The sequence below is a fragment of the Streptomyces sp. NPDC029138 genome (assembly GCF_055564375.1).
This window is the reverse complement of the sequence record NZ_JBVHWM010000108.1, coordinates 1-21,583: the sequence shown is the minus strand read 5'-3', so window position 1 is coordinate 21,583 and position 21,583 is coordinate 1. Positions and strand designations below refer to the sequence as shown.

Genomic DNA, 21,583 nt, shown 5'->3' with positions numbered 1-21,583 from the left:
TCCAGGTAGACCGCCGCCGCGCCCTTGCGCCGGCCGCCCTGGTTCACCGCCGCCACCGACGCGTCCAGGGTCTTCAGGAACGGCACGATGCCGTTGGAGTGCCCGTTCGTCCCCCGGATGAAGGAGCCCCGGGAGCGGATGCGGGAGTACGAGAGGCCGATGCCGCCGGCGTGCTTGGAGAGGCGGGCGACCTGGTGGTAGCGGCTGTAGATGGAGTCCAGCTCGTCCAGCGGGGAGTCCAGCAGGTAGCACGCGGACATCTGGGGGTGTCGCGTGCCGGAGTTGAAGAGGGTCGGGGAGGACGGCAGGTAGTCCAGCCGGCTCATCAGGCCGTAGAGCGCGGCGACTTGGTCGACCGACCGCTCGGTGTCGTCCTCGGCGAGGCCGCTCGCGACCCGCAGCATGAACTGCTGGGGTGTCTCGATCACCTTGCGGGTGACCGGGTGGCGCAGCAGGTAGCGGGTGTAGAGGGTGCGCAGGCCGAAGTAGCCGAAGCGGTCGTCGGCGCCCTCCGCCACGGCGGACTCGACCAGGGCGTCGAGCCGTTCGGCGTGAGTGCGGACGAAGTCCGCCGTGCCGTCGGCGACGAGGCCCTCGCGCTGGCCGAGCGCGATCGACTCGGTGAAGGACGTCACCCCCTGCGCGGCGACCTCACGGCGGATGCTGATCGTCAGCAGCCGGGCGGCCAGCTTGGAGTACGCGGGGTCCTCGGAGATCAGGCCGGCGGCGGCCTCCGTGGCCAGCTCCCGCAGCTCCGCCTCGTCGGCCCGCGCGGACCGGCCGCGCAGTGCGGCGGCGGCGACCCGCTCCGGGTCGGCGTCGGGCAGGTCGGCGGTCAGCTCGGACAGCGTCCGCAGCAGCGCGGGCTCCAGATCCCGCTGCAAGTGATCTTCGGTGCGCGAGGCCGGAAGGCTCGGAGCCATGGTCACGTGGTGCTCCCTCGTTGGGTGGAGGACGGGGCCCGGGACACAGGGGTGGCAAGGCGTGGAAAGGCAGACGCCAGTGCCCGAGGGGCCCGCTGTGCCGTGGGCGTCTCAGGTGTCGCCGAAATCAGGTGGGAGCATACATCTTGTGCCTCGCATCGCAACGGACCCCAGATGTAGTGTCCCGGGACGTGTTCGTTGTTCGGACAACGAACGAAAACAGGGCTCTGCGCCCAGGCGCGACAAGGGCTCCGCGGGCTCTCCCACGACGCCCGTGGAGGGTGCGCGGCCCGGCCGTGGCCGGTCGGGAGGCGGGCTGTGCCGCACGGGACGGAAGCGTCAGGAGCTCAAAGATGGCTGAAAGTCATCAGTGCGTTCGCTCCCCTCGCGGAGCGTCCTTCACGAAGCCTCCGCAAGCGCCTGCGCGCGGCGTCTTCGCCGCCCCCAGAAGGCCCTTTTCACGGCGCCGGGTCCTGGCGGTCGTCCGGGGTCAGGGACGCCCGTTCCCAGTCCTCCCGGTTCCTCAGGTAGAGAGGCGAGGCGGCGACGATGGACTGGGTCTCCGCGGCCCCCGGACGCAGCAGCCAGCGCACGGTTCCGGTGACCCGGACGGCACAGGAGTCGATGAACGCCTGGCTCGCGCGGCGCAGCGGGCCGAACCAGCGGCCTTCCAGCGCCTCGCGCACCCAGAGCTGTTCCAGGTGCATCTTCTCCCGGATGAGCTCGGCGTCCAGGACCGCCGTCTCCAGGTGCCGGTAGGAGGGCAGCAGCAGGGCCGCCGCGGGCATCTCCCGCAGCTCCAGCACCTTTTGCCCGCCCGGCAGGTGCTCCAGGCCGCTGTAGCGGCCGATGCCGTGGGCGCCGGCCGTCCGGTTGAGCGCCGCGATCAGGTCGGGCAGAGGCAGGTCGACGCCGTCGAGGGAGGTGGGGGCGCCCTCGGTGAAGCCGATCGTGACGGTGGTGCCGGCCGCCGTGGGCTGCCGGACGCTCCACCGGTACAGGTGGTCCGGTACGGTGTGCTCCTCCGGGTCGTCGAGCACGCCGGACTCGAACTCACGGCACCACAGATTGGCGTCCACGCTGGTCAGCCGCTTGCCCATGGGGAGGAGACCGGCCTCTTCGAGTGCCCTGGTCTTCTCCTCCCGGCTCACCGGATCGAGGTCGTACGGGCTGCCGTAACGGCAGGCGCAGCCCAGCAGGCCGAGAGCGCCGTTCAGTCTGCGCAGGGTGTTCTGCGAGCGGTTCGCGGAGTGCAGGACGCCCCAGGCCCCGAGGCCGGTCGCCACACGCAGGGCCAGCTGGGCGATGAGGGGGCGGCTGAGCGAGGAGCTGATCGGATGCGTGCCGAGGTAGACCGCCTGGGCCGCGATGGCCGGGCGCACGTAGTCGGTGGCGAACTCCTCGCGGCCGTCCAGTACATGCATGCGGACGCCGAGCCGGTCGGCGACGAGGTCCGGGTCCGGGCCGTCACCCGCGCCCAGGTCGACACCGACCGCGTGGATGTTCCGGAACCCGGCCCGCCGTAACCGGTACAGCAGATAGCTGCTGTCCAGGCCGCCGCTGAAGAGCGTCACGACCGGCCGGTCGCGTTCGTGCGGTCCCGGGGTGAGATCGGCGAAGGAACGTATCAAAGGTGGCTGCGTCATCTCGGGGACTCCTTGAGACGCGAAAGGGCGTAAGACTCAGGCAGGGTGACGTCTCAGGTGCTACGTCAGGTCAGCACGGCGCAGCCGCGCAGTTCGAGGTCGTCGAGCCAGGCCGGCCAGGCGTCCAGCACGTTCCAGCGCAGGTCCAGCTTCTCCAGCGCGGGCAGCGTGGCGAGGGCGTCCGGCAGGCGGGTGAGGCGGTTGTTGCGCAGGTCGAGATGGGTCAGCTCGGTCAACCCGGCGACCGCGTCCGGGAGTTCGCGGAGATGGTTGTTGCGCAGGTCGAGGTGGCGCAGCCGGCGCAGCTCGCCGATGCTCGGCGGCAGTGCCGTCACCTCGTTGTCCATCAGCCGCAGCTCCCGCAGCTCCCGCAGACCGCCGAGCGTGTCCGGCAGCGAGCGCAGCCGGTTGCCCATCAGATGGGCCTCCCGCAGCGACCGCAACCGGCCGAACCCGGCGGGCAGCTCGGTGAGTTCGTTGTGGTAGAGCCGCAGCTCCCGGAGCGCCGCCAGGGACCCGAATGCGTCCGGGAGGCGGGTGAGCCGGTTGTCCGTGATGTTCAGGTAGCGCAGCCGGGTGAGCCCGCACAGAGACCGCGGCACGCTGCGCAGGGCGTTGTCGCTGAGGTACAGATAGCGGTCGAGCGACGGCAACTCACCGAGGTCCGGCGGGAGTTCCGCCAGGCGGTTGTGGCCGAGGTCCAACGTGTGGAGGTGCTTGAGCCCGCTCAGCCCGGGCGGCAGGGCCGTCAGCTCGTTGTCGGCCAGGTTGAGCGTGCGCAGTCCGGTCAGCTCGGGGAGCCACGTGGGCGCCTCGGACAGCCGGTTCTTGTACAGGCTGAGCACCTCAAGGCCGCTCAGGCCGCGCAGCGCGTCGGGGAGGGAGGCGAGGCCCAGCGCGTCGAGCCGCAGCTCGGCCAGGGCCGGGAGCGCGCCCAGGGCCTCGGGCAGGGTTCCCACGTCGTTGTAGGAGAGGTCCAGGGTGCGCAGATCGCGCAGCTCGGCCAGGGAGGACGGCACCGAGGCCACGCCCGCGCGCCGCACCGAGAGCCCGGTCACCCGGCCCCGAGGGTCCTCGTCCAGGCGCGCCTTGGCGTAGAACCCGCCGTGGTCGTTCTCGTTCATGCCGTCCTTCTGAAGGTGTGCCGCGCGGCCGCGCGCGTCGAGACTAGTGCTTGCGGTGGGCGACGGGGAGCACGACGACCGCGGCGAGGGCCACCGCGGCCAGCAGGGCGATGCCCGCCCGGGCGTGCGCCCCGGACGGCGTGTCGCCCATGACGGAGACCAGTACGGCCAGCCCCACCGACCCCCCGAAGTACTGGATGGTGGTGATCAGCGCCGAGCCGACGCCCTGCTGCTCGTCCAGCACCGAGGTGCCGAGACCGTAGGCCGCCGTGTACGCGATGCCCTGCCCGACCCCGCTGATGACCAGGCCGGGCAGCACCGTGAGCGCGTACGGCCCGTCGCCCGTCATCGGGAGCAGCAGGGCGATGCCCGCCGCGCCGACCGCGAAACCGGCGACGAGCGTGCGTAGCCCGCCGAAGGCCCGGGTCAGCCGGCCGGTGACCGCGCTGCCGAGCGGGGCCGTCGCCGCCAGCGGCAGGAAGGCCACGCCGGCCAGGAGCGCCGAGTAGTGGTGGACGTCGTGCATGAGCAGGGTGACGACGTAGAACTCGGCGCCGAAGCTCGCCATGAAGAGCGCCGCCGCCGCGCAGGCGACGACGAACGGACGCCGGCGCAGCAGCGTGCGCGGCACCATGGGCGCGTTCGCGCGGCGGTCGAGCCGGGCGAAGCCGGTGCCGCAGACGGCCGCGGCGGCCAGCGGCAGATACTCCGCGGGACGCCCCCAGCCGCCGGCGGCGGCCCGGGTCAGCCACAGCACGACCAGCAGCACCGCGGCCGTGGCCAGCAGCGCCCGCCCCAGGCTGAGTTCCGCCCGGGGAGTGCCCGGTCCCGCCGACCTCGGCAGCCGGAGACCGGCCACCGCCATGGCCCCCGCCACGACCGCGACCGCCAGGAAGATCCAGCGCCACGAGGTCAGATGGGTGAGGACACCCCCGCCGAGCACCCCCACGGCCAGACCGGCGGCACCGGTCGTGCTCCACACGGTCAGCGCGCGCGTCTGCCGCGGCCCGGGCGGGAAGGTCTGCGTCAGCAGGGACAGCGTGGCCGGTGCCAGGGCGGCCGCCCCGGCCCCCTGGAGCGCCCGGAAGACGATCAGCTGGGCGGCGCCGGCGCACAGCCCGGCCCCGAGCGAGGCGGCGGCCAGCACGCCGGCGGCGCCCAGGAAGACGCGGCGCGCCCCGAACGTGTCGACCAGCCGGCCGCACACCAGAAGCAGTCCGGCGAAGAAGACGGCGTAGGCGCTGACCACCCACTGCAACGACTCGGCCGAGAAGCCCAGCGCCGTGTCGATGACGGGCAGGGCGACATAGACGATGGAGTAGTCCAGGCCGATGAGCAGCTGGGCGGTGGCGAGCAGGGCCAGCGCGCCCGCCGGGGCCGGCGGGGCGGGCCGGTCCGCTCGCCGCGCCGACTCGAGCGCGTCCGCTTCTGGTGATGGCATGGTTCAGGATGTGCTCAAACCCAGTACCTGGGCGGCACGTTGGTACTTGGACTCCGAGATTGGCTCGATTCCGAACCAGGACCGCAGGGAATCGGCCAGCGCCTCGATGAGCTGGATGAGCCGGGGATCGTTGGCCATTTCCTCGTCCAGGTGAGGATAGACGGGCAACTCGATCTCGCTGAAGGGGACTTCGTGCTCCTCACCGTCCGGCCGCCGCATGTCGTGCACCCGGACCCGGTCCATCGAGCAGCGCAGGGCGTCCTTCTTGTCGATCCAGACGAAGAAGGGGTGGCGGTACTGGCGCAGGCACACCGCCGGGCTGAGGTCGTCGCCGGTGAGGCCGAACTTCTCCCGCAGGTGGATGCCGGGGTGTTCGATGTCGGTGCGCGCCAGCAGCCGCTTCACCGCGGCCTGGGCCTCCGGCGAGGTGGGCGCCTGCTGGATGGTGAGCTTGTCGTCGCCGTCGAAGCTGTAGCGGTGGTCGCGCCGGACGTTGTGCTCGTCCTCGGACAGCTTGAAGGCGCAGAAGGCGTGCGTCTTGATGTTGCAGGTGGTCCGCAGGACCGCGCCGGCGCGCAGCAGCCGGTAGTCGTCGGTGTCGTAGTAGACGCCGGTGTTCAGCCGGGGTTCCTTGCGGGCGTAGCTCTTCTCCGCGATCTCGGCGCCGCGCACCATGCTGCCGACCTTCTCGTGCATGGTGTCCAGCCAGGCGTAGTAGTCCTCTTTGGACACGTCGTCGGGAAAGGCCAGCTTCAGGCCGAGCTGATTGAAGACCGCGAAGTCCCCGGTGCGGGTGTAGATCGGGTCGGCGGACGGTACCTGGGGGTTGATCATGCGCTGTCCGTGCCTTTCTGAGGGGGTGCGGGCTAGGCCGGGGCGGCGATGTGGTCGAGGATGATCCGCAGCTTCCCGGCGAGTCGCGCCGGCGAGAACATCTCGTTGGCCGAGGGGTCGTACTTCTGCGTGTTGCTGAACACGCTGGCGTAGTTCTTCTGGCGCGGGCCGCGCAGCACCAGCGTGCAGGTCGGGCTGGTGCGGGGCAGCAGCACGCGGTGGATCTGGGAGAAGTCGAGGCTGTAGGAGTGCCCCTGCGGCACGGACGGGCGGTCGGCCTCCAGCAGGGGGGAGGTGCCGACGTTGACGTAGTAATTGCCGACGGTGGCCACGTCGTTGAGCTTCTCCGGGATGTACTGGTACTCGCCGAACTGCACGCCCGTGGCGTCGCGGACGAAGTTCTGCGAGGTCAGGGTGCCGACCACCACGTGCGACCAGAAGCTGAACCGGTGGTCGTGGATCTGCTCGTCCTCGGCCTCGGCGTCGGAGTACGGCGGGTTCCACAGGTGCAGGGTGAGCCGGTAGCCGAGGGCGGTGCCCGAGTCCACCAGGACGATCTTGTCGAAGTGGTTGGTGTGCGGGTACGAGCGCGCGGCGATGGCGGCGAGGGCCTCCTCGTCGGTGAGGATCTCCTGGAGCAGGCCGGTCATGGTGCCGGGCTGCCCGATCCGGTGGATGAGGTCCAGGTTGGCCGCGACGGTCGGCTCGGAGCGGTCGATGGGAAGGCGGTCCAGCGCGTCCGCCACCTGCCGCAGCGACATCGGCGCGGTGGAGAGCGGCTCTTGGGTGACTACCGAGGTCATCGCTGTTTCATTCCTTGTCTGTCCGGAGAGTGCCGTCATGCGGCGTGAGCTGGTACGCGTGGTCCAGCACGATCGAGTCGACGTGCATGCGCGCGTCGAGCGAGCCGAGGAAGCGGTCGACCGCCGCCCTGTCGTCGACGATCACGACGCACAGCGGCAGCCGGTCGCGCAGGCTCAGCGTCCGGTGGTTCACGACGGGCCCGTCCCCGCTGAACCCCTCGATCGCGTGCAGGACGTGGGCGCCGGCGAGTCCTTGTTCCTTCGCGCGGCGGACGAGTTCGGCGTAGAGCGGTGTGCGCCGCCAGAGCGTGTCGCCCCGGACCGTGAGGGTGGCGCGGCAGACCGGTGTGAGCCGCGGGGTGGTCATGAGGTCCGCAGCGGTGGCGGAAGGTGATCCAGGAGATTGAGGTGGACTATCCGCCATCGGCCGTCCTTCCACTCGATCACGTTGATTCCGCAGTTGTAGAGCTTGCAGGTGAAGGAATCGCTGTCGGATATGACCCGCATGACGGTTTTGATGAAGCCGCCGTGTGTGACGGCGAGGACTGTGGCGTCCTTCCCCTCGGCCGCGTCCGCGAGTTCGAGCAGGGCCTCGGCGGTCTGTTTCCGGAAGGTCCGGTAGCGCTCGGAGAGGGTTCCCGGTGTCCGGGGGACGGCCGGGCCGGCCCACCGGGGCAGCTCGGAGGCGACGTGGAAGGTGGCCTCGGTGAGCGAGGGCTGGGTGGTGACGGGCAGGCACAGTGCCTCGGCGAGGTGACCCGCCGTCTCCTGGGCGCGTTTGAGCGGGCTGGCGCTGAGCAGGCCCACGTCCAGGCGGGTCGTGGCGTCCAGCAGCTCGTGCCCGGCCCACCAGGTCGCGAGGGCCGCGGCCTGCCGGTGGCCCAGGTCGCTCAGCCGGGTGTCCCAGTCCCGGCTCGGTGCCAGCTGCCAGAGCGACTGGCCGTGCCGTACCAGGCAGATCCTCATGCGCGGCTCCTTGGCGTGGGCGGGTGGTCGACGGCGGGGGTCACAGCTGTTCCTGCTGGACGCGGGGCGGCTGGTGCCGGGCGGCCGGGTCGGACGCAGGCGGTGGCTGTGCGGCCATGGCCGGGTCGGATGCCGGCGGTGGCTGTGCGGCCATGGCCGGTTCCGGTGCCGGCTGGGTGCCCTTCGTCGGAAGCTTTCCGGCGCGTACGGCCCGGCCGAGGAAGATGCCGGCGATCTGCGAGGTGACCATCGACAGCAGGACCAGCGCGGTGAAGAAGTCCTCGTTGATGATCCGGGCCTGGAGCGCGGTCGAGGCGAGCACGATGCCGGGGCCGCCACGGGCGTTCATGGCCACGGCCAGGTGGAAGGAGGACCCACGCGGCTCCCCGGCGAGCGTGGCGCCCGCCCAGACGCTGACGAGCTTGATCGCACAGGCGAACACCAGGAACCAGGCGAAGAAGACGAGGTCGAGGTGGCGGGCGAGGTCGAGTTTGACGCCGACGATCGCGAAGTAGACGGGGACGAAGAAGCCCAGCGAGACGGACCGCAGCGTCTGGTGCGAGCGGCCGGCCGGCGTCGCCGCCTCCCCGGCGGACTTCTCGCCGCTCCCCGCCGTGCTCATGCCGGCGACCAGCGCGCCGAAGATGGGGTCGATGCCGAGGCCGATGCAGCCCACGCAGAGCAGGAAGACGAAGGAGATACGGAAGGCCAGCGGGCTCTGGAGGTTCAGGACGTTGAAGGCGCAGGCCGACAGCGCCGAGAACAGGCGCGGCCCCCAGCGCATGCTGACCGCCAGGAAGAGCAGCGGTACGACCGTGAAGTAGACGATGGCCAGGGGCAGCGAGTCGGTGCCGATGACCGACCACAGGCCGTGCGGGTCGGCGGTCTCCGCCTGGGCCACCCCGAGCACGATGGCCAGGATGACGTAGAGCACCACGTCCTCGACCACGGCGACCGCCAGCACGATCCGGGAGAACCGCGTGCCCAGCACGTCCAGGTCGAGCATGATCCGCGAGATGACCGGCACGCTCGTGATCGCGATGGCCATGCCGAAGACGAGGGCCAGGGTGGCCGGTGAACCGCTCGGCCCGGACAGGTCGGCCGGATCCAGCACCTGGGCGACCGCCAGGCCGCAGGCGAACGGCAGGACCAGGCCCGACGCGGCCACGGACCCGATGGTGCGGCGCTCCGAACCGCCGTCACGGGTGCGCAGTTCGCTGCCGGTGAGCCAGACGAGCAGCAGCAGCCCGATCTGGTAGAACGCGCCGAGCACGGCGGCGGTGGGCCCGTCCGGGGGCAGCAGCCAGTGCTGTGCCTCGGGGCTGACGCGGCCGAGCACGGTGGGGCCGAGCAGCAGACCGCCGACGATCTCGCCGATCACCTGGGGCTGGCGGAGCCGCTTGAACACATGGCCGACGCCGTGGGCGCAGGTGGCGAGGACGACGAGGGCCAGCAGCACATGAGCCGTGTCGGACGGGGTGAGTGACATGGATCGAGCCCTTCTTTCGCCCTTCCGGTCCCGAGGGCGGACGTCACCGTGCGGGGCGGTCCGCGCGCGGCTGGTGCCGTACAGAAGCCGAGGTCATGCGCATGACATGCGGTGCCGGAGGTAGAGCAGCAGGAGCAGCGTCTTGGCGTCGGCGGCCGGCCTGCTGAGCACCTCCTCCAGGGCCTCGTCCAGGGGGAGTTCCCGCACCTGGATGTCCTCTCCTTCCTCGGCGACCCCGCCACCGGGAGACACGCGCGCCTCGGGGTCGTACTCGGCGACGAAGAGATGCGTGCGTTCGGAACTGAGCTGGGGGGCGAGATAGGCGACGGACACCTCGCGCAGCTCCCCGATCCGGAACCCGGTCTCCTCCTCCACCTCGCGCCGCACCGCCGTACGCGCGTCGTCCGCGTCCAGCAGACCGCCCGGCACCTCCAGCAGCCGGCCGTCCGCACGCCCGTGCAGAAAGGCCGGCACCCGGAACTGGCTGGTGAGCGCGACCGTGCCACGGGCGGGGCAGTGGAGCAGTACGGCCGCCCGGTCGCCGCGCGCCATGCTGAGCCGGGTGAAGCGCCGGACCCGGCCGTCGGGGTCCGTGTCCTCCAGATGGAAGCGGCGCACATGGAACCAGTCGTCCAGGACCGTCTCCGTGGCGCGCAGCCGCACATCCGAACCGCACGTGGAGTCCCGCGCCGGGGCGTCAGGCCGTATCGGTCCAGTCATGTCCGCCTTCTTGAACGCAGTGTCCCTGTCCGGCCTGTCCGCTGGCGGCACGAGCGGGCCTGCTGAGACTCCGTCACGTGCCGTCGGTGTATTCGAACGCACCCCTCGACGGGCGGACAAGTGCCAGAAGGTTCCTGTCCCAAGGAGGTGGCCGACCGGCTACCTCCGAGGTATCTGCACACCCGGCTACCTGCCCCGATACGGCGTCCCCGGCAAGACTGTGCGCTGTTTGCCATCACCCCCTACGGACTGAGGTCTGCCACTCCATGCACGTCGAGATCGAGCGAAAGTTCCTCGTGGACTCACTGGACGCGGTGAACGGAACCGACCCCGTCCCGGTCCGGCAGGGCTATCTGGCCCGTGGCGACGGGGAGGAGGTGAGGGTCCGCCGGCAGGGCGAGGAGTTCAGCCTGACGGTGAAACGCGGTTCCGGGCTCGCCCGCGCCGAGTTCGAGATCCCGCTGCGGGCCGAGCAGTTCGAGCACCTGTGGCCGGCCACCGAGGGAGCGCGCGTCAGCAAGGCCCGCTACGCCGTGCCGCTGCCCGACGGCCGTACCGCCACTGTGGACGTGTTCGACGGGCACCTGCGCGGACTCGCCACCGTTGAGGTCGAGTTCGCCGACGAGAGCGAGGCGCGCGCCTTCGACCCGCCCCCCTGGTTCGGGACGGAGGTCACCGAGGACGCCCGGTACGCCAACCAGGCGCTCAGCTCCGCCGAGGGGGTGCCCGCATGACCCGCGTCGGCGTCATCGGCCTGGGCAACATGGGGCAGGCCATGGCGGTACGGCTGCTGCGCCGCGGGCACCGGGTCACCGGCTGGAACCGGTCGCAAGCGGCCCTCGGCCGGTTCACCGCCGCCGGCGGGGTGGCCGCGGCCTCGCCGCGCGCGGTGGCGAGCGACAGTGACGTGGTCCTGGTCGCGACCTCCGACGAGCAGGCGCTGCGGGACGTGGCCGAGGGGGACGAGGGAGCCCTGGCCGGGCTGGCCGGCACGGACGCCGTCCTGGTGCAGACGTCGACCGTGGCACCGGAGGCCTACCGGTGGCTGTCCGCCGCCCTGCCGCCCGGAGCCGGGCTGCTGGACGCGCCCGTCATGGGAAGCGTCGACGCCGTCCTCGCCGGGCGGTTGACCGTGTTCGTGGGCGGACCCCCGGAGTCGCTGGAGCGGTGCGGGACCGTCCTGGACGACCTCGGACCGGTGTGCCGGGTCGGGCCCCTCGGAGCGGGGTCGGCCGCCAAGCTCGTGGCCAACGCGGCGCTCTTCGGCGTTCTGGCCCAGCTCGGCGAGACGCTGGCCCTGGCCGACGGCCTCGGCCTGGACCGGGACACGGCGTTCGAGGTGCTGGCGGCCACCCCGCTGGCCGCGCAGGCCGAGCGCCGCCGCCCCTCGCTGGAGAAGGACGACTACCCCACCCGGTTCTCCCTCGGGTTGGCCGCCAAGGACATGGGCCTCATCCGGGAGGCGGCCCGGCGGCACGCCGTGGACCTGCGCCTGGGGGAGGCCACGTGGAGCTGGGTGGAGCGGGCCCTCGCGGCCGGCTACGGCGAGGAGGACTACACGGTGCTGCTCCGCGGCGCCTCCCGGCCCCTCGGCGAGCGGTGACACCGAGGCGCCGGGACGGCGCGGAGCCGGACGCGGGCGCGCTCAGTACATCAACCGCTCCGCCGACGTCCGGTACTGGAACAGCTCCTGCTCGGTGAACCACAGGTCCACCTCGTACTTCGCCTCCGCCACGGTCGCGGAGGCGTGCACGACGTTCGCCATGCCCTTGCCGGCCAGCCGGGCGGCATCGTTGCCGACGTGCGAGAAGTCCCCGCGGACCGTGCCCGGCGCGGCCTGGTCCGGGCAGGAGGCGCCGATGAGCTTGCGGACCACGGCGACCGCGCCCGGGGCCTCCAGGACGAGCGCGATCACGGGGCTCTGCCGCATGAACGCGCTGCTGCGCCGGTAGATGTCCGGGCCCAGCCGCTCCTCCAGGTCGGCGTAGTGACGGCGGACCAGGTCGGCGTCCATCCACCGCATCTTCATGCCGACGATCTTCAGTCCGGCGTCCTCGAAGCGGCTGAGCACTCTTCCGGACAGCCCGCGCAGGAGGGCATCCGGTTTGATCAGGACGAGGGTCCTTTCGGCCATGTCCACTGTGCCGCCTGTTTCGCTTGTGACATCGCTCTGGCGCTGAATGGTCATGTCTGTCCTTTTCGCGGCGCTGGAACGGTGATGAGGTGCTGCGGACGCTCTAATCTCCCGAGGTGAATTTTGGCCGAATCTCTTGCATCGGAGAGCGGGAAACAAGACAGTCTTCGTGATCATGGCCCAAACATGGTGCGAACAAGTGTTGTGCCGTGTTTCCCTTGTTGGCGTCGCTGCGATCGGGCACGAAGCGTATCGGCCGGAAGGCGGAGCGGGGGCGGACTATGCAGAAGCCGATGTTTCTTCGCGTCCTGTGGGTGGTCAGCGACGAGGTTTCCCTCTACGGCCTGACGGCCCTTCTGGATCTCGTGGGCAGCGTATCCCAATATGAGGTGTGCCTGGATGTGGCGGCTGCCGAAAAACAGCTGAAGGAGCATTCCTTCGACGTTTGTGTACTTCCTGTGGAACGGTATACCGCGCAGGTTGGAGAGGTGACCGACCGCTGTGGGGCGCTTCTCGTGCTGACGCTGCCGACCGGAAAGAATCCGGAGGATTTCGGGCAGGTGAGCCATCGGATCGCGCACTGGCTGCCGCAGCATCGCATCACTCTGAGTATGTTGCAGAAGGTTTTTCTCGGATTCACCGAGGGTATGCATCGCGCATCGGATCCGGCCGCCGCCGGCGACCGCTCGCTGCGCATCCTGCACCGCGTGACCGAGCGGGAGCGGGAAGTCCTCCGGCTGCTCGCCCGTGCCCAGAGCAACCAGCAGATAGCCAGGTGCCTCGGGATATCCATTCACGGCGTCAAACGGCATGTGTCGAATCTGCTGCTGAAATTCGACTGCTCCAACCGCACCGAACTCGCCCTCGCCGCCGCGCAGTTGCAGATCGACGTCGCCCAACGCCCGGCACCGGTCGCCCGCACCGGAGCGACGGACCCCTGATCGGACGACGGTTTCAGGTCACCGGGACGCTGCCCGCACTGTTCGCTCGACAGTGCCGCCCGCGCCGGCGCCGGTCACTCCTCGAACAGGGTCTCCTGTTCGCCCTCCCTCTGCTGCCGCAGGCGGCGGTTTCGGGCTCCTACCATCACCGCCGTTGCCGCTGCTGTCACACCGAGGGCGGCGGGGACCATCCAGCCGCGGTCGAAGACGTGGCCGAGGGCGTGGTCGAGGGAGAGGCGGCCCGGACCGGTGACGGCGAGGCCGGCCGCGGCCAGGCCGAGCGTCGCCGCGTACTCGTAGCCGCCCTCCTGCGCGAAGAAGCCGTGGGGCATGTGCACCGCCGCCGCCCCCGCCATCCCGCCGGCCGCCGCCGCGCCCGCCGCCGGCGTCGCGAGGCCCAACGCCAGCAGTGTGCCGCCGCCCGCCTCCGCCAGGCCCGCGGCCGTCGCGCTCACCTTGCCGGGCGCGTAGCCGATGGACTCCATGTACTGGCCGGTGCCCTCCAGCCCGTGCCCGCCGAACCAGCCGAACAGCTTCTGCGCGCCGTGCGCCGCCAGCACCCCACCGGTGCTCAGCCGAAGCAGCAGCAGGCCCAGATCACGTCGGTCGTAACAGGTCACGGTGACTCCCCAGCAGACAGGCGGACACGTCCCCTCCCGCGTTCCCACCCTCGCACCGCCGACGCCGCCCGGCCCGTCCTCGTCGCCGTTCGGGTGGCGGGACCGCCGACGCGGTGTGAGCCTGACGCCATGACGATTCAGCCAGCCAAGCTCAGCGACCCGGCCGTCCGGGCCTTCGTCCACGCCGTCAACTCCCACGACCGGGAGGGTTTCATGGCCCTGCTCACGCCCGGGGCGACCATGGCCGACGACGGCTCGGACCGGGACCTCGCCGACTGGATCGACCGGGAGATCTTCACCTCCCGCGGCCACATGGAGGTCGACAACGAGTCCGACGGCGGCCGGACCCTGCTCGCCCGCTACCGCAACGACACCTGGGGCGAGATGCGCACCCGGTGGAGCTTCACCGTCGACGACGACGGGCGGATCTCGCGGTTCGAGACCGGGCAGGCCTAAGCAGGACTCCAGGGGGGCTTGTGTTCGCGTGCGCTCCAACTCCTAGCGTTCCACCCATGACGACACGGACGCTGGGTCGCAGCGGCATCCAGGTGAGCGCGCTCGGATTCGGGTGCTGGGCCATCGGGGGTGAGCACCAGACCGCCGACGGGCAGCCCGTCGGCTGGGGGAAGGTGGACGACGACGAGTCCGTACGGGCCGTCCGCCGGGCGCTGGACCTCGGCGTCACCTTCTTCGACACCGCCGACTCCTACGGCACCGGGCACAGCGAGGAGATCCTCGGCCGGGCCCTCGGCAAGCGGCGGGACGACGTCGTCCTCGCCACCAAGTGGGGCAACGTCTTCGACGCGGACACCCGCACTCTCACCGGCACCGACGCCACCCCGGAGTACGCCCGCCGGGCCCTCACCGCCTCCCTGTGCCGCCTCGGCACCGACCGCGTCGACCTGTACCAGCTCCACATCTCCGACGCCGACCCGGCACGGGCCGCCGAACTCCGGGACGCCTGCGAGCAGTTCGTCACCGAAGGGCTCGTCCGTGCCTACGGCTGGAGCACCGACGACCCCGCGCGGGCCGCCGTCTTCGCCGAGGGCCCGCACTGCGCGGCCGTCCAGCACACCCTCAACGTCCTCCAGGACGCACCCGAACTCGTCGCCCTGTGCGAGCGGCTGGACCTGGCGAGCATCAACCGCAGCCCGCTCGCCATGGGACTGCTCGCCGGGCGGCGCGCCGGGACGCTGGAGGCCGGGGACATCCGGAGCCGGCCGCCCGCCTGGCTCCCGGGGTACGCGGACGACGGCTCCGGCGCCGATCCCGAGTGGCTGGCCCGGATCGACGCGGTCCGTGACATCCTCACCAGCGACGGCCGCAGCCTCGCCCAGGGCGCCCTCGCCTGGCTGTGGGCCCGCAGCCCGCGCACCGTGCCCATCCCCGGCTTCCGGACCGTCGCCCAGGCCGAGGAGAACGCCGGAGCGCTCGCGAAGGGACCGCTCAGCCCCGGGCAGCTGGCCGAGATCGACGGCCTGCTCGGCCGGTGAGCGGCGCCAAGCGCCGTAGGAGCGAGGTGGATGCGGCCGGTGCCGCGCCGCCGCCGGTCCGGTCGGGGTGAGCCGCCCGGCCTCGATGGTGGCCAGGTGCGGGGCGCGGTGGGCGACGGAGGGGTCGTGGGTGCCCTCGTCGGGGTCCCCGGTGGGTTCGCCGGCGAGCAGCACCATGACGCGGCGCATTCCGTGTCGTCTGAGTCTTCCGGTCGTGAAGTCCCTGCTCGACGCGGTGTACGGTCCCCGGGTGCGTGAATGTTCCCGGCTCAGCCGGCGTGCCGTTCTCGGGCTGACGGCCGCCGCCCTTCCCCTGTCCACGGCCACCCCCGCCGCCGCGACGACCGTCATCGGCGGCGAGCGGCTGTCCCGCACCGGCGTCCAGGTGCGCGGCGCCACCGGACTGCCCAAGAAGCTCACCGCCCGCTCCTGGCTGGTCGCCGACTGCGAGAGCGGGGAGGTGCTCGCCGCGTTCGACGCGCATCGGCGGCTCGCGCCCGCGTCCACGCTGAAGATGCTGTTCGCGGACACCGTGCTGAAGAAGTTCGACCGCACCGAGCGGTACAAGGTCACCGACGCCGACCTCGCCGACGTCCCGGCCGGCTCCAGCCTCGTCGGCATCAAGCCCGGCATCACCTACACCGTCGAGCAGCTGTGGCAGGGCGTGTTCCTGCGCTCCGGCAACGACGCCGTGCACGTGCTGTCCCACATGAACGGCGGCATCGCCAAGACGGTCGCCGAGATGCAGGCCAAGGCGGCGGACCTCCAGGCCCTGGACACCCATGTGGTCAGCCCCGACGGCTTCGACCACAAGGGGCAGCTCTCCTCGGCGTACGACCTGACGCTGTTCGCCCGCCACGGCCTGAAGGACGCCGACTTCCGGGGCTACTGCGGCACGCGGACCGCCGACTTCCCGGCGGGCGGGAAGAAGACCTTCCAGATCCAGAACACCGACCGTCTGCTGACGGGGGCGTGGGGTCTGAAGACGTACGACGGCCTGATCGGTGTCAAGAACGGCTACACCAGCCATGCCGGCAACACCTTCACCGGCGCGGCCACCCGGGGCGGGCGCACCCTGCTGGTCACCGTGATGCACCCCGACGAGGGCGGCAACGCCGTCTACGAACACACCGCCGCGCTGCTCGACTGGGGCTTCACCCACGGGCGTTCGGCCCAGCCGGTGGGCACGCTGGTGGAACCGCTCAGCGCGGGCGGGGCGAGCGCGACCCCGGCGCCCGCGCGGAAGACGGTGCAGGCGGCGGCCGGCGCACCCGGCTCGGTGTCCGGCGGCGGCTCGGCGTGGCGGATCGCGGAGGGCGCCGCCGGTGCGCTCGCGCTGCTGGGAGCGGGAGCCTGGACCCTGCGCAGACGCCGGGCGCGGATGGCGGAGACACGGGCGGGCGGCGAAGCGGAGGCGGGGGCGAACACCGGCGCCGAGCGGGATGGGCGGCCGTAGCGCAGGCCGTCGTGCCGCGGGCCTCGTACCGCGCGCCCGGCCGCTGAGCCGGCCGTAGGGCGGTATGTGGCGGCGGCCGTTCCAGCGACCGGTATGTACCCCGCGGTCGGCCGCGAGGCCCACCCCCGACTCCGGTCCGGTGGAACGGCCGCCGCATCCCCCCTCGCAGTGGCCGCGGAATCTCTGTGCTCCAACTGTGAAGCTCTAGTGGAGAAAAGTTGAGCACACGTCACCGATCGGCCGCAATAGCGCGGATGTTCCAATTCCGTTTGTTCGGGGCGGAAAAGCGCGGCTCAGCCCCGCCCGATGTACGGCATCGCCGTCGCCAGCACCGTCGCGAACTGCACGTTCGCCTCCAGCGGCAGTTCCGCCATGTGCCGTACCGTGCGCGCCACATCGGCCACGTCCATCACCGGTTCCGGGGTCACCTGCCCGTTCGCCTGGAGCGCGCCCGTCCGCATCCGGGCCGTCATGTCCGTCGCCGCGTTGCCGATGTCGATCTGCCCGACCGCGATGCCGTACGGCCGCCCGTCCAGGGACAGCGACTTGGTCAGGCCGGTCAGCGCGTGCTTGGTCGCGGTGTAGGCGACCGAGTGCGGGCGGGGTGTGTGGGCCGAGATGGAGCCGTTGTTGATGATCCGGCCGCCCCGCGGGTCATGCTCCTTCATCCGCCGGTAGGCCGCCTGGGCGCACAGGAACGCGCCGTTGAGGTTCGTGTCCACCACGTGCCGCCAGGCGTCGTACGGCAGTTCCTCGACCGGGACCCCGCCGGGCCCGAAGGTCCCCGCGTTGTTGAACAGCAGGTCCACCCGGCCGAACCGCTCCACTGTCGCCGCGAACAGCGCCTCGACGTCCTCGGGCCGGGACACGTCGGTGGGTGCGGCGAGCGAGGCCGCCCCCGGAACCAGCGCCGCCGTCTCCGTCAGCGGCTCCGCGCGCCGGCCGGCCAGCGCCACCGACCAGCCGGCCCGCAGCAGCTCCACGGCGACGGCCCGCCCGATGCCGGAGCCGGCCCCGGTCACCACCGCGATCTTCGATTGCCTGTCAGTCATGGTTCCGCAGCGTAGGCGGGAAGTCCGCCATGCGGAATCCGATGTCCGCCATACGGTTACCCGGCGAGGACGGCCACCTCGTCAGCCGCCGTCTCCTCCCCGGGGTAGCGCACCCCGATCCGCTCCCGCACCGCGTCCAGCGTCCGCATCACCGCGAGCGTGCCCTCCAGCGGCACCAGCGGCGACTCCTTCTCACCCGCCCGCAGCGCCCGCATGACCTCCGCCGCCTCGTGCCGCAGGCTGGTGCGCGGACCGTCGGCCGGGTCGGCGGCGAACTCCTCGGGGTCACGGCCGTCCCGGTGCAGTACGAACCGGTCGGGATGGAAGAAACCGGACGGGATGTCGATCCGGCCGCGCGAACCGGTGACCGACGCGGTGACCGCCGTACCGCCGACGATCGAGCAGTGCACCGACGCCAGCGCACCGCTCTCCCAGGACAGCACCGCACCCGTCTGGAGGTCGACGCCCTCGGGCGACAGCACCGCGCTCGCGGCGATCCCGTCCGGTTCGCCCAACAGCAGCTGCGCGAACGACACCGGGTACACGCCGAGGTCCAGCAGCGCGCCGCCGCCCAGTTCCCGGTCCCGCAGCCGGTGCGCGGCCGGGAAGGGACCGGCCAGCCCGAAGTCGGCGTGCACGGTCCGCACCTCGCCGATCGCCCCGTCCTCCACCAGCGCCCTCAGCCGCCGGACCAGCGGGTTGCAGTACATCCACATCGCCTCCATCAGGAAGCGGTCGTGCTCCCGCGCCAGCGTGACGAGTTCCTCCGCCTCGCGCAGGTTCAGCGTGAACGGCTTCTCGCACAGCACGTTCCGGCCCGCCTCCAGGCACAGCCCGGCCGCCGCCCGGTGCGCCGCGTGCGGAGTGGCGACGTACACGACGTCGACGTCCGGATCGGCCGCCAAGGACTCCCAGTCGCCGTACGCCCGCTCCACCCCGAACCGCTCGGCGAACGCCTCCGCCGACTCCCGCCGGCGCGAGGCCACCGCCACGATCTGCGCTCCCGGAAGATCGACCAGATCCGCCGCAAACGCCGCCGCGATCCCGCCCGTCGCCAGGATTCCCCACCGCACGCTCTGTCCCGCCATCCCGCCCTCGCTCATCCGTGCCTCGGCAGTGTGTACGAGCTGAGAGCATAGGTGCCGGTCGTGTCAGCGACACCGATGTCACAGAAGCAGGGAGGGGCACATGCCGGACCACGCGGCGGCACCGACACCGGAACAGGACCACCGGTCCACCTCCACCTCCGTCTCCACCCCCGCCTCCGCACCGTCACCGGCCACCGCACCGCGCCGTACCGGCTCCCTCGTCACCTTCCTCCTCGGCGGCCTCACCGCGACCACCCCGCTCGCGATGGACATGTACCTGCCGTCGCTGCCGGAGGTCACCCGCTCCCTGCACGCCCCCGCCGTCACCGTCCAGCTCACTCTCACCGCCTGCATGGCCGGACTCGCGCTCGGCCAGCTGGTCGTCGGCCCCCTCAGCGACCGCTGGGGCCGCCGCCGCCCACTGCTCGCCGGACTCGCCGTCTACCTGGCCGCCACCGCCCTGTGCGCCCTCGCGCCCACCGTCGAGACGCTGATCGCCTTCCGGCTGGTGCAGGGCCTCGCCGGCGCGGCCGGGGTCGTCATCGCCCGGGCCGTCGTCCGCGACCTGTACGACGGCGTCGCCATGGCCCGCTTCTTCTCCACCCTCATGCTGATCTCCGGGGCCGCCCCCATCGTGGCGCCGCTCGTCGGCGGGCAGATCCTCCGGGTGACGGACTGGCGGGGCGTCTTCGTGGTGCTCACGGTGGTCGGCGCCGCGCTCACCGCCCTGGTCTGCGTGCGGCTGCCGGAGACCCTGCCACCGGGGGAACGGCACAGCGGCGGAACCGGCCAGGCCCTGCGGGCGATGCGCGGCCTCCTCGCCGACCTGCCCTTCACCGGCTACATGCTCGCCGGCGGCTTCGCCTTCGCCGCGCTGTTCGCCTACGTGAGCGCGTCCCCCTTCGTCGTCCAGGAGATCTACGGCGCCTCCCCGCAGACCTTCAGCCTGCTGTTCGGCCTCAACTCCGTCGGCCTGGTGGCCGCCGGCCAGTTCAACGGCAAGGTGCTGGTCGGCCGGGTCAGCCTGGACAAGGTGCTCGCCGGCGGCCTGACGGTCATCGTGCTCGCCGCGACCGCCCTGCTGCTGATGGCGACGGGCGTCTTCGGCGACACCGGCCTCGTCCCCGTCGCCGCCGCCCTCTTCGTCCTGATGTCCGCGATGGGCGTCACCCTGCCCAACGCCCAGACCCTCGCCCTGCTGCGCACCCGGCACGCCGCCGGCTCCGCCTCCGCGCTGCTCGGCACCTCCTCCTTCCTCGTCGGCGCGATCGCCTCCCCCCTCGTCGGCGTCGCCGGGGAGCACACCGCCGTCCCGATGGCCGTCGTCCAGCTGGCCGGAGCACTGGTCGCCGTGGCCTGCTTCGTGGGACTGTGCCGTCCCTGGACGACACGGGGCACCACCCGTGCGGGGTCGGAGGGAGACGAGAGCTGAGCGCACCGCGACTGCGCGCCGGCACACCGGAACGGGCCGGGCTCGACCCCGTCGAACTCGGGCACCTGGTCGAGGAGGCGCACGCCCTCACCGCCGGCGAGCGCCCCTGGGCGTCCGGCGCCGTCGTGCTGGCCGGCCGCGGACCCGTGATCGCCGTGGCCGAGGCCGCGGGCTGGGCCGTGCGCTACGCCTCCTACGACCCCGAGACCGGCACCGGGGTGGAACTGCCGCCGGCCGCGCGGGTCCCGGCCACCGTCGACACGCCCTTCGACCTGGCGTCCCTCACCAAGCTGTTCACGTCCGTCGCCGCCGTGCAGCAGATCGAACGCGGCACCCTCGGCATGGACGCCCGTGTCGGCGACCACCTGCCCGACTTCCACGCCGCCGCCGCGCACGACATCACGGTACGGCAGCTGCTCACCCACACCTCCGGGCTGCGCCCCGAGCTGCCCCTGTACGACTGCCCCGACCACGCCACCCGCCTCGACCTGCTGCGCGCCGAGGCCCCGTCCGGCGAGCCGGGCCAGTACGTGTACTCGGACCTGAACATGATCCTGCTCCAGTTCGTCCTGGAGCGCGTCACCGGGCGCACCCTCGACGTCCTCGTGCGGGACTGCATCACCCGGCCGCTCGGCATGACCGCCACCGCGTTCGGGCCCTGCCCCGGTGCCGCCGCCACCGAGGACCAGCGGCGGCCGTGGGCCAAGGCCGACCGGGGGATGCTGCGGGGCGTGGTCCACGACGAGAACGCCTGGGCGCTCGGCGGGGTCGCCGGCCACGCGGGCCTCTTCTCCACCGCCTCCGACCTGGCCGTCTTCTGCCGCGCCCTCCTCGCGGGCGGCTCCTACGGCCCCGCGCGCGTCCTCGGCCCCGACTTCGTGGAGCTGCTGTTCACCCCGCCCGGCCTGGGCTTCCACCTGGACCAGTCCTGGTTCATGGGCGAACTGGCGGGTCGCGGCGCGGCGGGCCACACGGGCTTCACCGGCACGTCCCTGATCCTCGACCGAGCGACGGACACGTTCCTGGTCCTCCTGGCCAACACGGTCCACCCGAAACGCCGCACACCGGACAGCGGCCCACGGGCGAGGCTGGCGACACACTTGGCAAGAGCGGTGATCTGAAGGCCGACCGAGCCGGAACCTGCGGCGGCGCCTTTCCAGCCGACCGAGCCGGATCCCGTGGCGGTGCCTTCGAGCCGACCGAGTCGGAACCTGTGGCGGTGCCTTTCCTGCCGACCGAGTCGGGTGGTGGGTGGGCATAGGTCCCGGGGGTCTGGGGGCGGAGCCCCCAGCGGGTCGGGGGGGGGGGGGGGGGGACGGGGGGGGGGGGGGGGAGGGACCCACCCCACGGCCGGGGCTACCCTACCCCCACGCGCAACAACCCCCCCCCCCAACACCGGCCTCACCTGTCTCCCCTCTGTC

The 21,583-nt window shown here is 72.0% G+C and carries 22 protein-coding genes; 8 read left to right on the top strand and 14 right to left on the bottom strand.

The window, feature by feature from the left end:
- From ACZ4WH_RS42220 to ACZ4WH_RS42175, 10 genes are all read right to left on the bottom strand, one after another.
- The coding region (locus ACZ4WH_RS42220) for a ribonucleotide reductase N-terminal alpha domain-containing protein (protein ID WP_468191121.1) at positions 1-929 on the bottom strand (929 nt) is incomplete at its 3' end.
- A 452-nt stretch (positions 930-1,381) separates the two neighbouring features.
- Positions 1,382-2,569 carry an argininosuccinate synthase-related protein gene (locus tag ACZ4WH_RS42215; RefSeq protein ID WP_468191118.1) on the bottom strand — a complete coding sequence of 396 codons (1,188 nt, stop codon included), beginning with the start codon at positions 2,567-2,569 and terminating at the stop codon, positions 1,382-1,384.
- 65 nt (positions 2,570-2,634) lie between these two features.
- Positions 2,635-3,693 carry a leucine-rich repeat domain-containing protein gene (locus tag ACZ4WH_RS42210; protein WP_468191115.1) on the bottom strand — a complete coding sequence of 353 codons (1,059 nt, stop codon included), beginning with the start codon at positions 3,691-3,693 and terminating at the stop codon, positions 2,635-2,637.
- Positions 3,694-3,736: 43 nt separating this feature from the next.
- Positions 3,737-5,134 carry an MFS transporter gene (locus ACZ4WH_RS42205; protein ID WP_468191112.1) on the bottom strand — a complete coding sequence of 466 codons (1,398 nt, stop codon included), beginning with the start codon at positions 5,132-5,134 and terminating at the stop codon, positions 3,737-3,739.
- A gap of 3 nt (positions 5,135-5,137) precedes the next feature.
- Positions 5,138-5,968 (bottom strand): hypothetical protein, encoded by an 831-nt coding sequence (locus ACZ4WH_RS42200; protein WP_468191109.1) that lies wholly within the window; start codon positions 5,966-5,968, stop codon positions 5,138-5,140.
- A gap of 32 nt (positions 5,969-6,000) precedes the next feature.
- On the bottom strand, positions 6,001-6,771 hold the full coding sequence (locus tag ACZ4WH_RS42195) for a hypothetical protein (RefSeq protein ID WP_468191106.1): 771 nt from the start codon (positions 6,769-6,771) through the stop codon (positions 6,001-6,003).
- A 7-nt stretch (positions 6,772-6,778) separates the two neighbouring features.
- Positions 6,779-7,138: a DUF190 domain-containing protein gene (locus tag ACZ4WH_RS42190; protein WP_468191103.1), complete on the bottom strand. Its 360-nt coding sequence runs from the start codon at positions 7,136-7,138 to the stop codon at positions 6,779-6,781.
- Positions 7,135-7,737 carry a histidine phosphatase family protein gene (locus tag ACZ4WH_RS42185; protein WP_468191100.1) on the bottom strand — a complete coding sequence of 201 codons (603 nt, stop codon included), beginning with the start codon at positions 7,735-7,737 and terminating at the stop codon, positions 7,135-7,137. Before ACZ4WH_RS42185 ends, ACZ4WH_RS42190 begins: the two co-directional genes overlap by 4 nt.
- 40 nt (positions 7,738-7,777) lie before the next feature.
- Positions 7,778-9,226, bottom strand: a complete 1,449-nt coding sequence (locus tag ACZ4WH_RS42180; RefSeq protein ID WP_468191097.1) for a cation:proton antiporter — start codon at positions 9,224-9,226, stop codon at positions 7,778-7,780.
- Between the two features lie 93 nt (positions 9,227-9,319).
- Positions 9,320-9,946: an NUDIX domain-containing protein gene (locus ACZ4WH_RS42175; protein WP_468191094.1), complete on the bottom strand. Its 627-nt coding sequence runs from the start codon at positions 9,944-9,946 to the stop codon at positions 9,320-9,322.
- Positions 9,947-10,212: 266 nt separating this feature from the next.
- On the opposite strand from ACZ4WH_RS42175, the gene ACZ4WH_RS42170 reads away from it, so the two are divergent.
- Complete coding sequence (locus ACZ4WH_RS42170; RefSeq protein ID WP_468191091.1) at positions 10,213-10,680, top strand: CYTH domain-containing protein; 468 nt, start codon at positions 10,213-10,215, stop codon at positions 10,678-10,680.
- Positions 10,677-11,549: an NAD(P)-dependent oxidoreductase gene (locus ACZ4WH_RS42165; protein WP_468191088.1), complete on the top strand. Its 873-nt coding sequence runs from the start codon at positions 10,677-10,679 to the stop codon at positions 11,547-11,549. The genes ACZ4WH_RS42170 and ACZ4WH_RS42165 overlap by 4 nt, the downstream gene beginning before the upstream one ends.
- A 42-nt stretch (positions 11,550-11,591) precedes the next feature.
- Here the strand turns inward: ACZ4WH_RS42165 and ACZ4WH_RS42160 are convergent, their stop codons facing one another.
- Positions 11,592-12,080 carry a nucleoside-diphosphate kinase gene (locus tag ACZ4WH_RS42160; protein ID WP_468191085.1) on the bottom strand — a complete coding sequence of 163 codons (489 nt, stop codon included), beginning with the start codon at positions 12,078-12,080 and terminating at the stop codon, positions 11,592-11,594.
- A gap of 281 nt (positions 12,081-12,361) precedes the next feature.
- Between ACZ4WH_RS42160 and ACZ4WH_RS42155 the strand changes: the two genes are divergently transcribed.
- Complete coding sequence (locus tag ACZ4WH_RS42155; RefSeq protein ID WP_468191082.1) at positions 12,362-13,021, top strand: response regulator transcription factor; 660 nt, start codon at positions 12,362-12,364, stop codon at positions 13,019-13,021.
- Positions 13,022-13,095: 74 nt separating this feature from the next.
- On the opposite strand, the gene ACZ4WH_RS42150 is transcribed toward ACZ4WH_RS42155, so the two are convergent.
- Positions 13,096-13,641 (bottom strand): DoxX family membrane protein, encoded by a 546-nt coding sequence (locus ACZ4WH_RS42150; protein WP_468191079.1) that lies wholly within the window; start codon positions 13,639-13,641, stop codon positions 13,096-13,098.
- 129 nt (positions 13,642-13,770) lie between these two features.
- Here ACZ4WH_RS42150 and ACZ4WH_RS42145 point away from each other — a divergent pair, with 129 nt between their 5' ends.
- The 3 genes from ACZ4WH_RS42145 (at position 13,771) to ACZ4WH_RS42135 (ending at position 16,590) form a co-directional block, all read left to right on the top strand.
- The gene (locus ACZ4WH_RS42145; protein ID WP_468191076.1) at positions 13,771-14,097 is read left to right on the top strand and encodes a nuclear transport factor 2 family protein; all 327 of its coding nucleotides are present in this window, start codon (positions 13,771-13,773) and stop codon (positions 14,095-14,097) included.
- A gap of 56 nt (positions 14,098-14,153) precedes the next feature.
- Positions 14,154-15,134, top strand: a complete 981-nt coding sequence (locus ACZ4WH_RS42140; protein WP_468191073.1) for an aldo/keto reductase — start codon at positions 14,154-14,156, stop codon at positions 15,132-15,134.
- Between the two features lie 250 nt (positions 15,135-15,384).
- Positions 15,385-16,590: a D-alanyl-D-alanine carboxypeptidase family protein gene (locus ACZ4WH_RS42135; RefSeq protein ID WP_468191124.1), complete on the top strand. Its 1,206-nt coding sequence runs from the start codon at positions 15,385-15,387 to the stop codon at positions 16,588-16,590.
- A 293-nt stretch (positions 16,591-16,883) separates the two neighbouring features.
- On the opposite strand, the gene ACZ4WH_RS42130 is transcribed toward ACZ4WH_RS42135, so the two are convergent.
- Complete coding sequence (locus ACZ4WH_RS42130) at positions 16,884-17,642, bottom strand: SDR family oxidoreductase (protein WP_468191071.1); 759 nt, start codon at positions 17,640-17,642, stop codon at positions 16,884-16,886.
- A gap of 56 nt (positions 17,643-17,698) precedes the next feature.
- A complete protein-coding gene (locus tag ACZ4WH_RS42125) occupies positions 17,699-18,730 on the bottom strand; it encodes a Gfo/Idh/MocA family protein (protein ID WP_468191068.1) in 1,032 nt (343 codons plus the stop codon).
- Between the two features lie 100 nt (positions 18,731-18,830).
- Between ACZ4WH_RS42125 and ACZ4WH_RS42120 the strand changes: the two genes are divergently transcribed.
- Both ACZ4WH_RS42120 and ACZ4WH_RS42115 read left to right on the top strand, forming a co-directional pair.
- Positions 18,831-20,162, top strand: a complete 1,332-nt coding sequence (locus tag ACZ4WH_RS42120) for a multidrug effflux MFS transporter (RefSeq protein ID WP_468191065.1) — start codon at positions 18,831-18,833, stop codon at positions 20,160-20,162.
- On the top strand, positions 20,102-21,283 hold the full coding sequence (locus tag ACZ4WH_RS42115; protein ID WP_468191062.1) for a serine hydrolase domain-containing protein: 1,182 nt from the start codon (positions 20,102-20,104) through the stop codon (positions 21,281-21,283). Before ACZ4WH_RS42120 ends, ACZ4WH_RS42115 begins: the two co-directional genes overlap by 61 nt.
- Positions 21,284-21,583 lie beyond the last annotated feature (300 nt).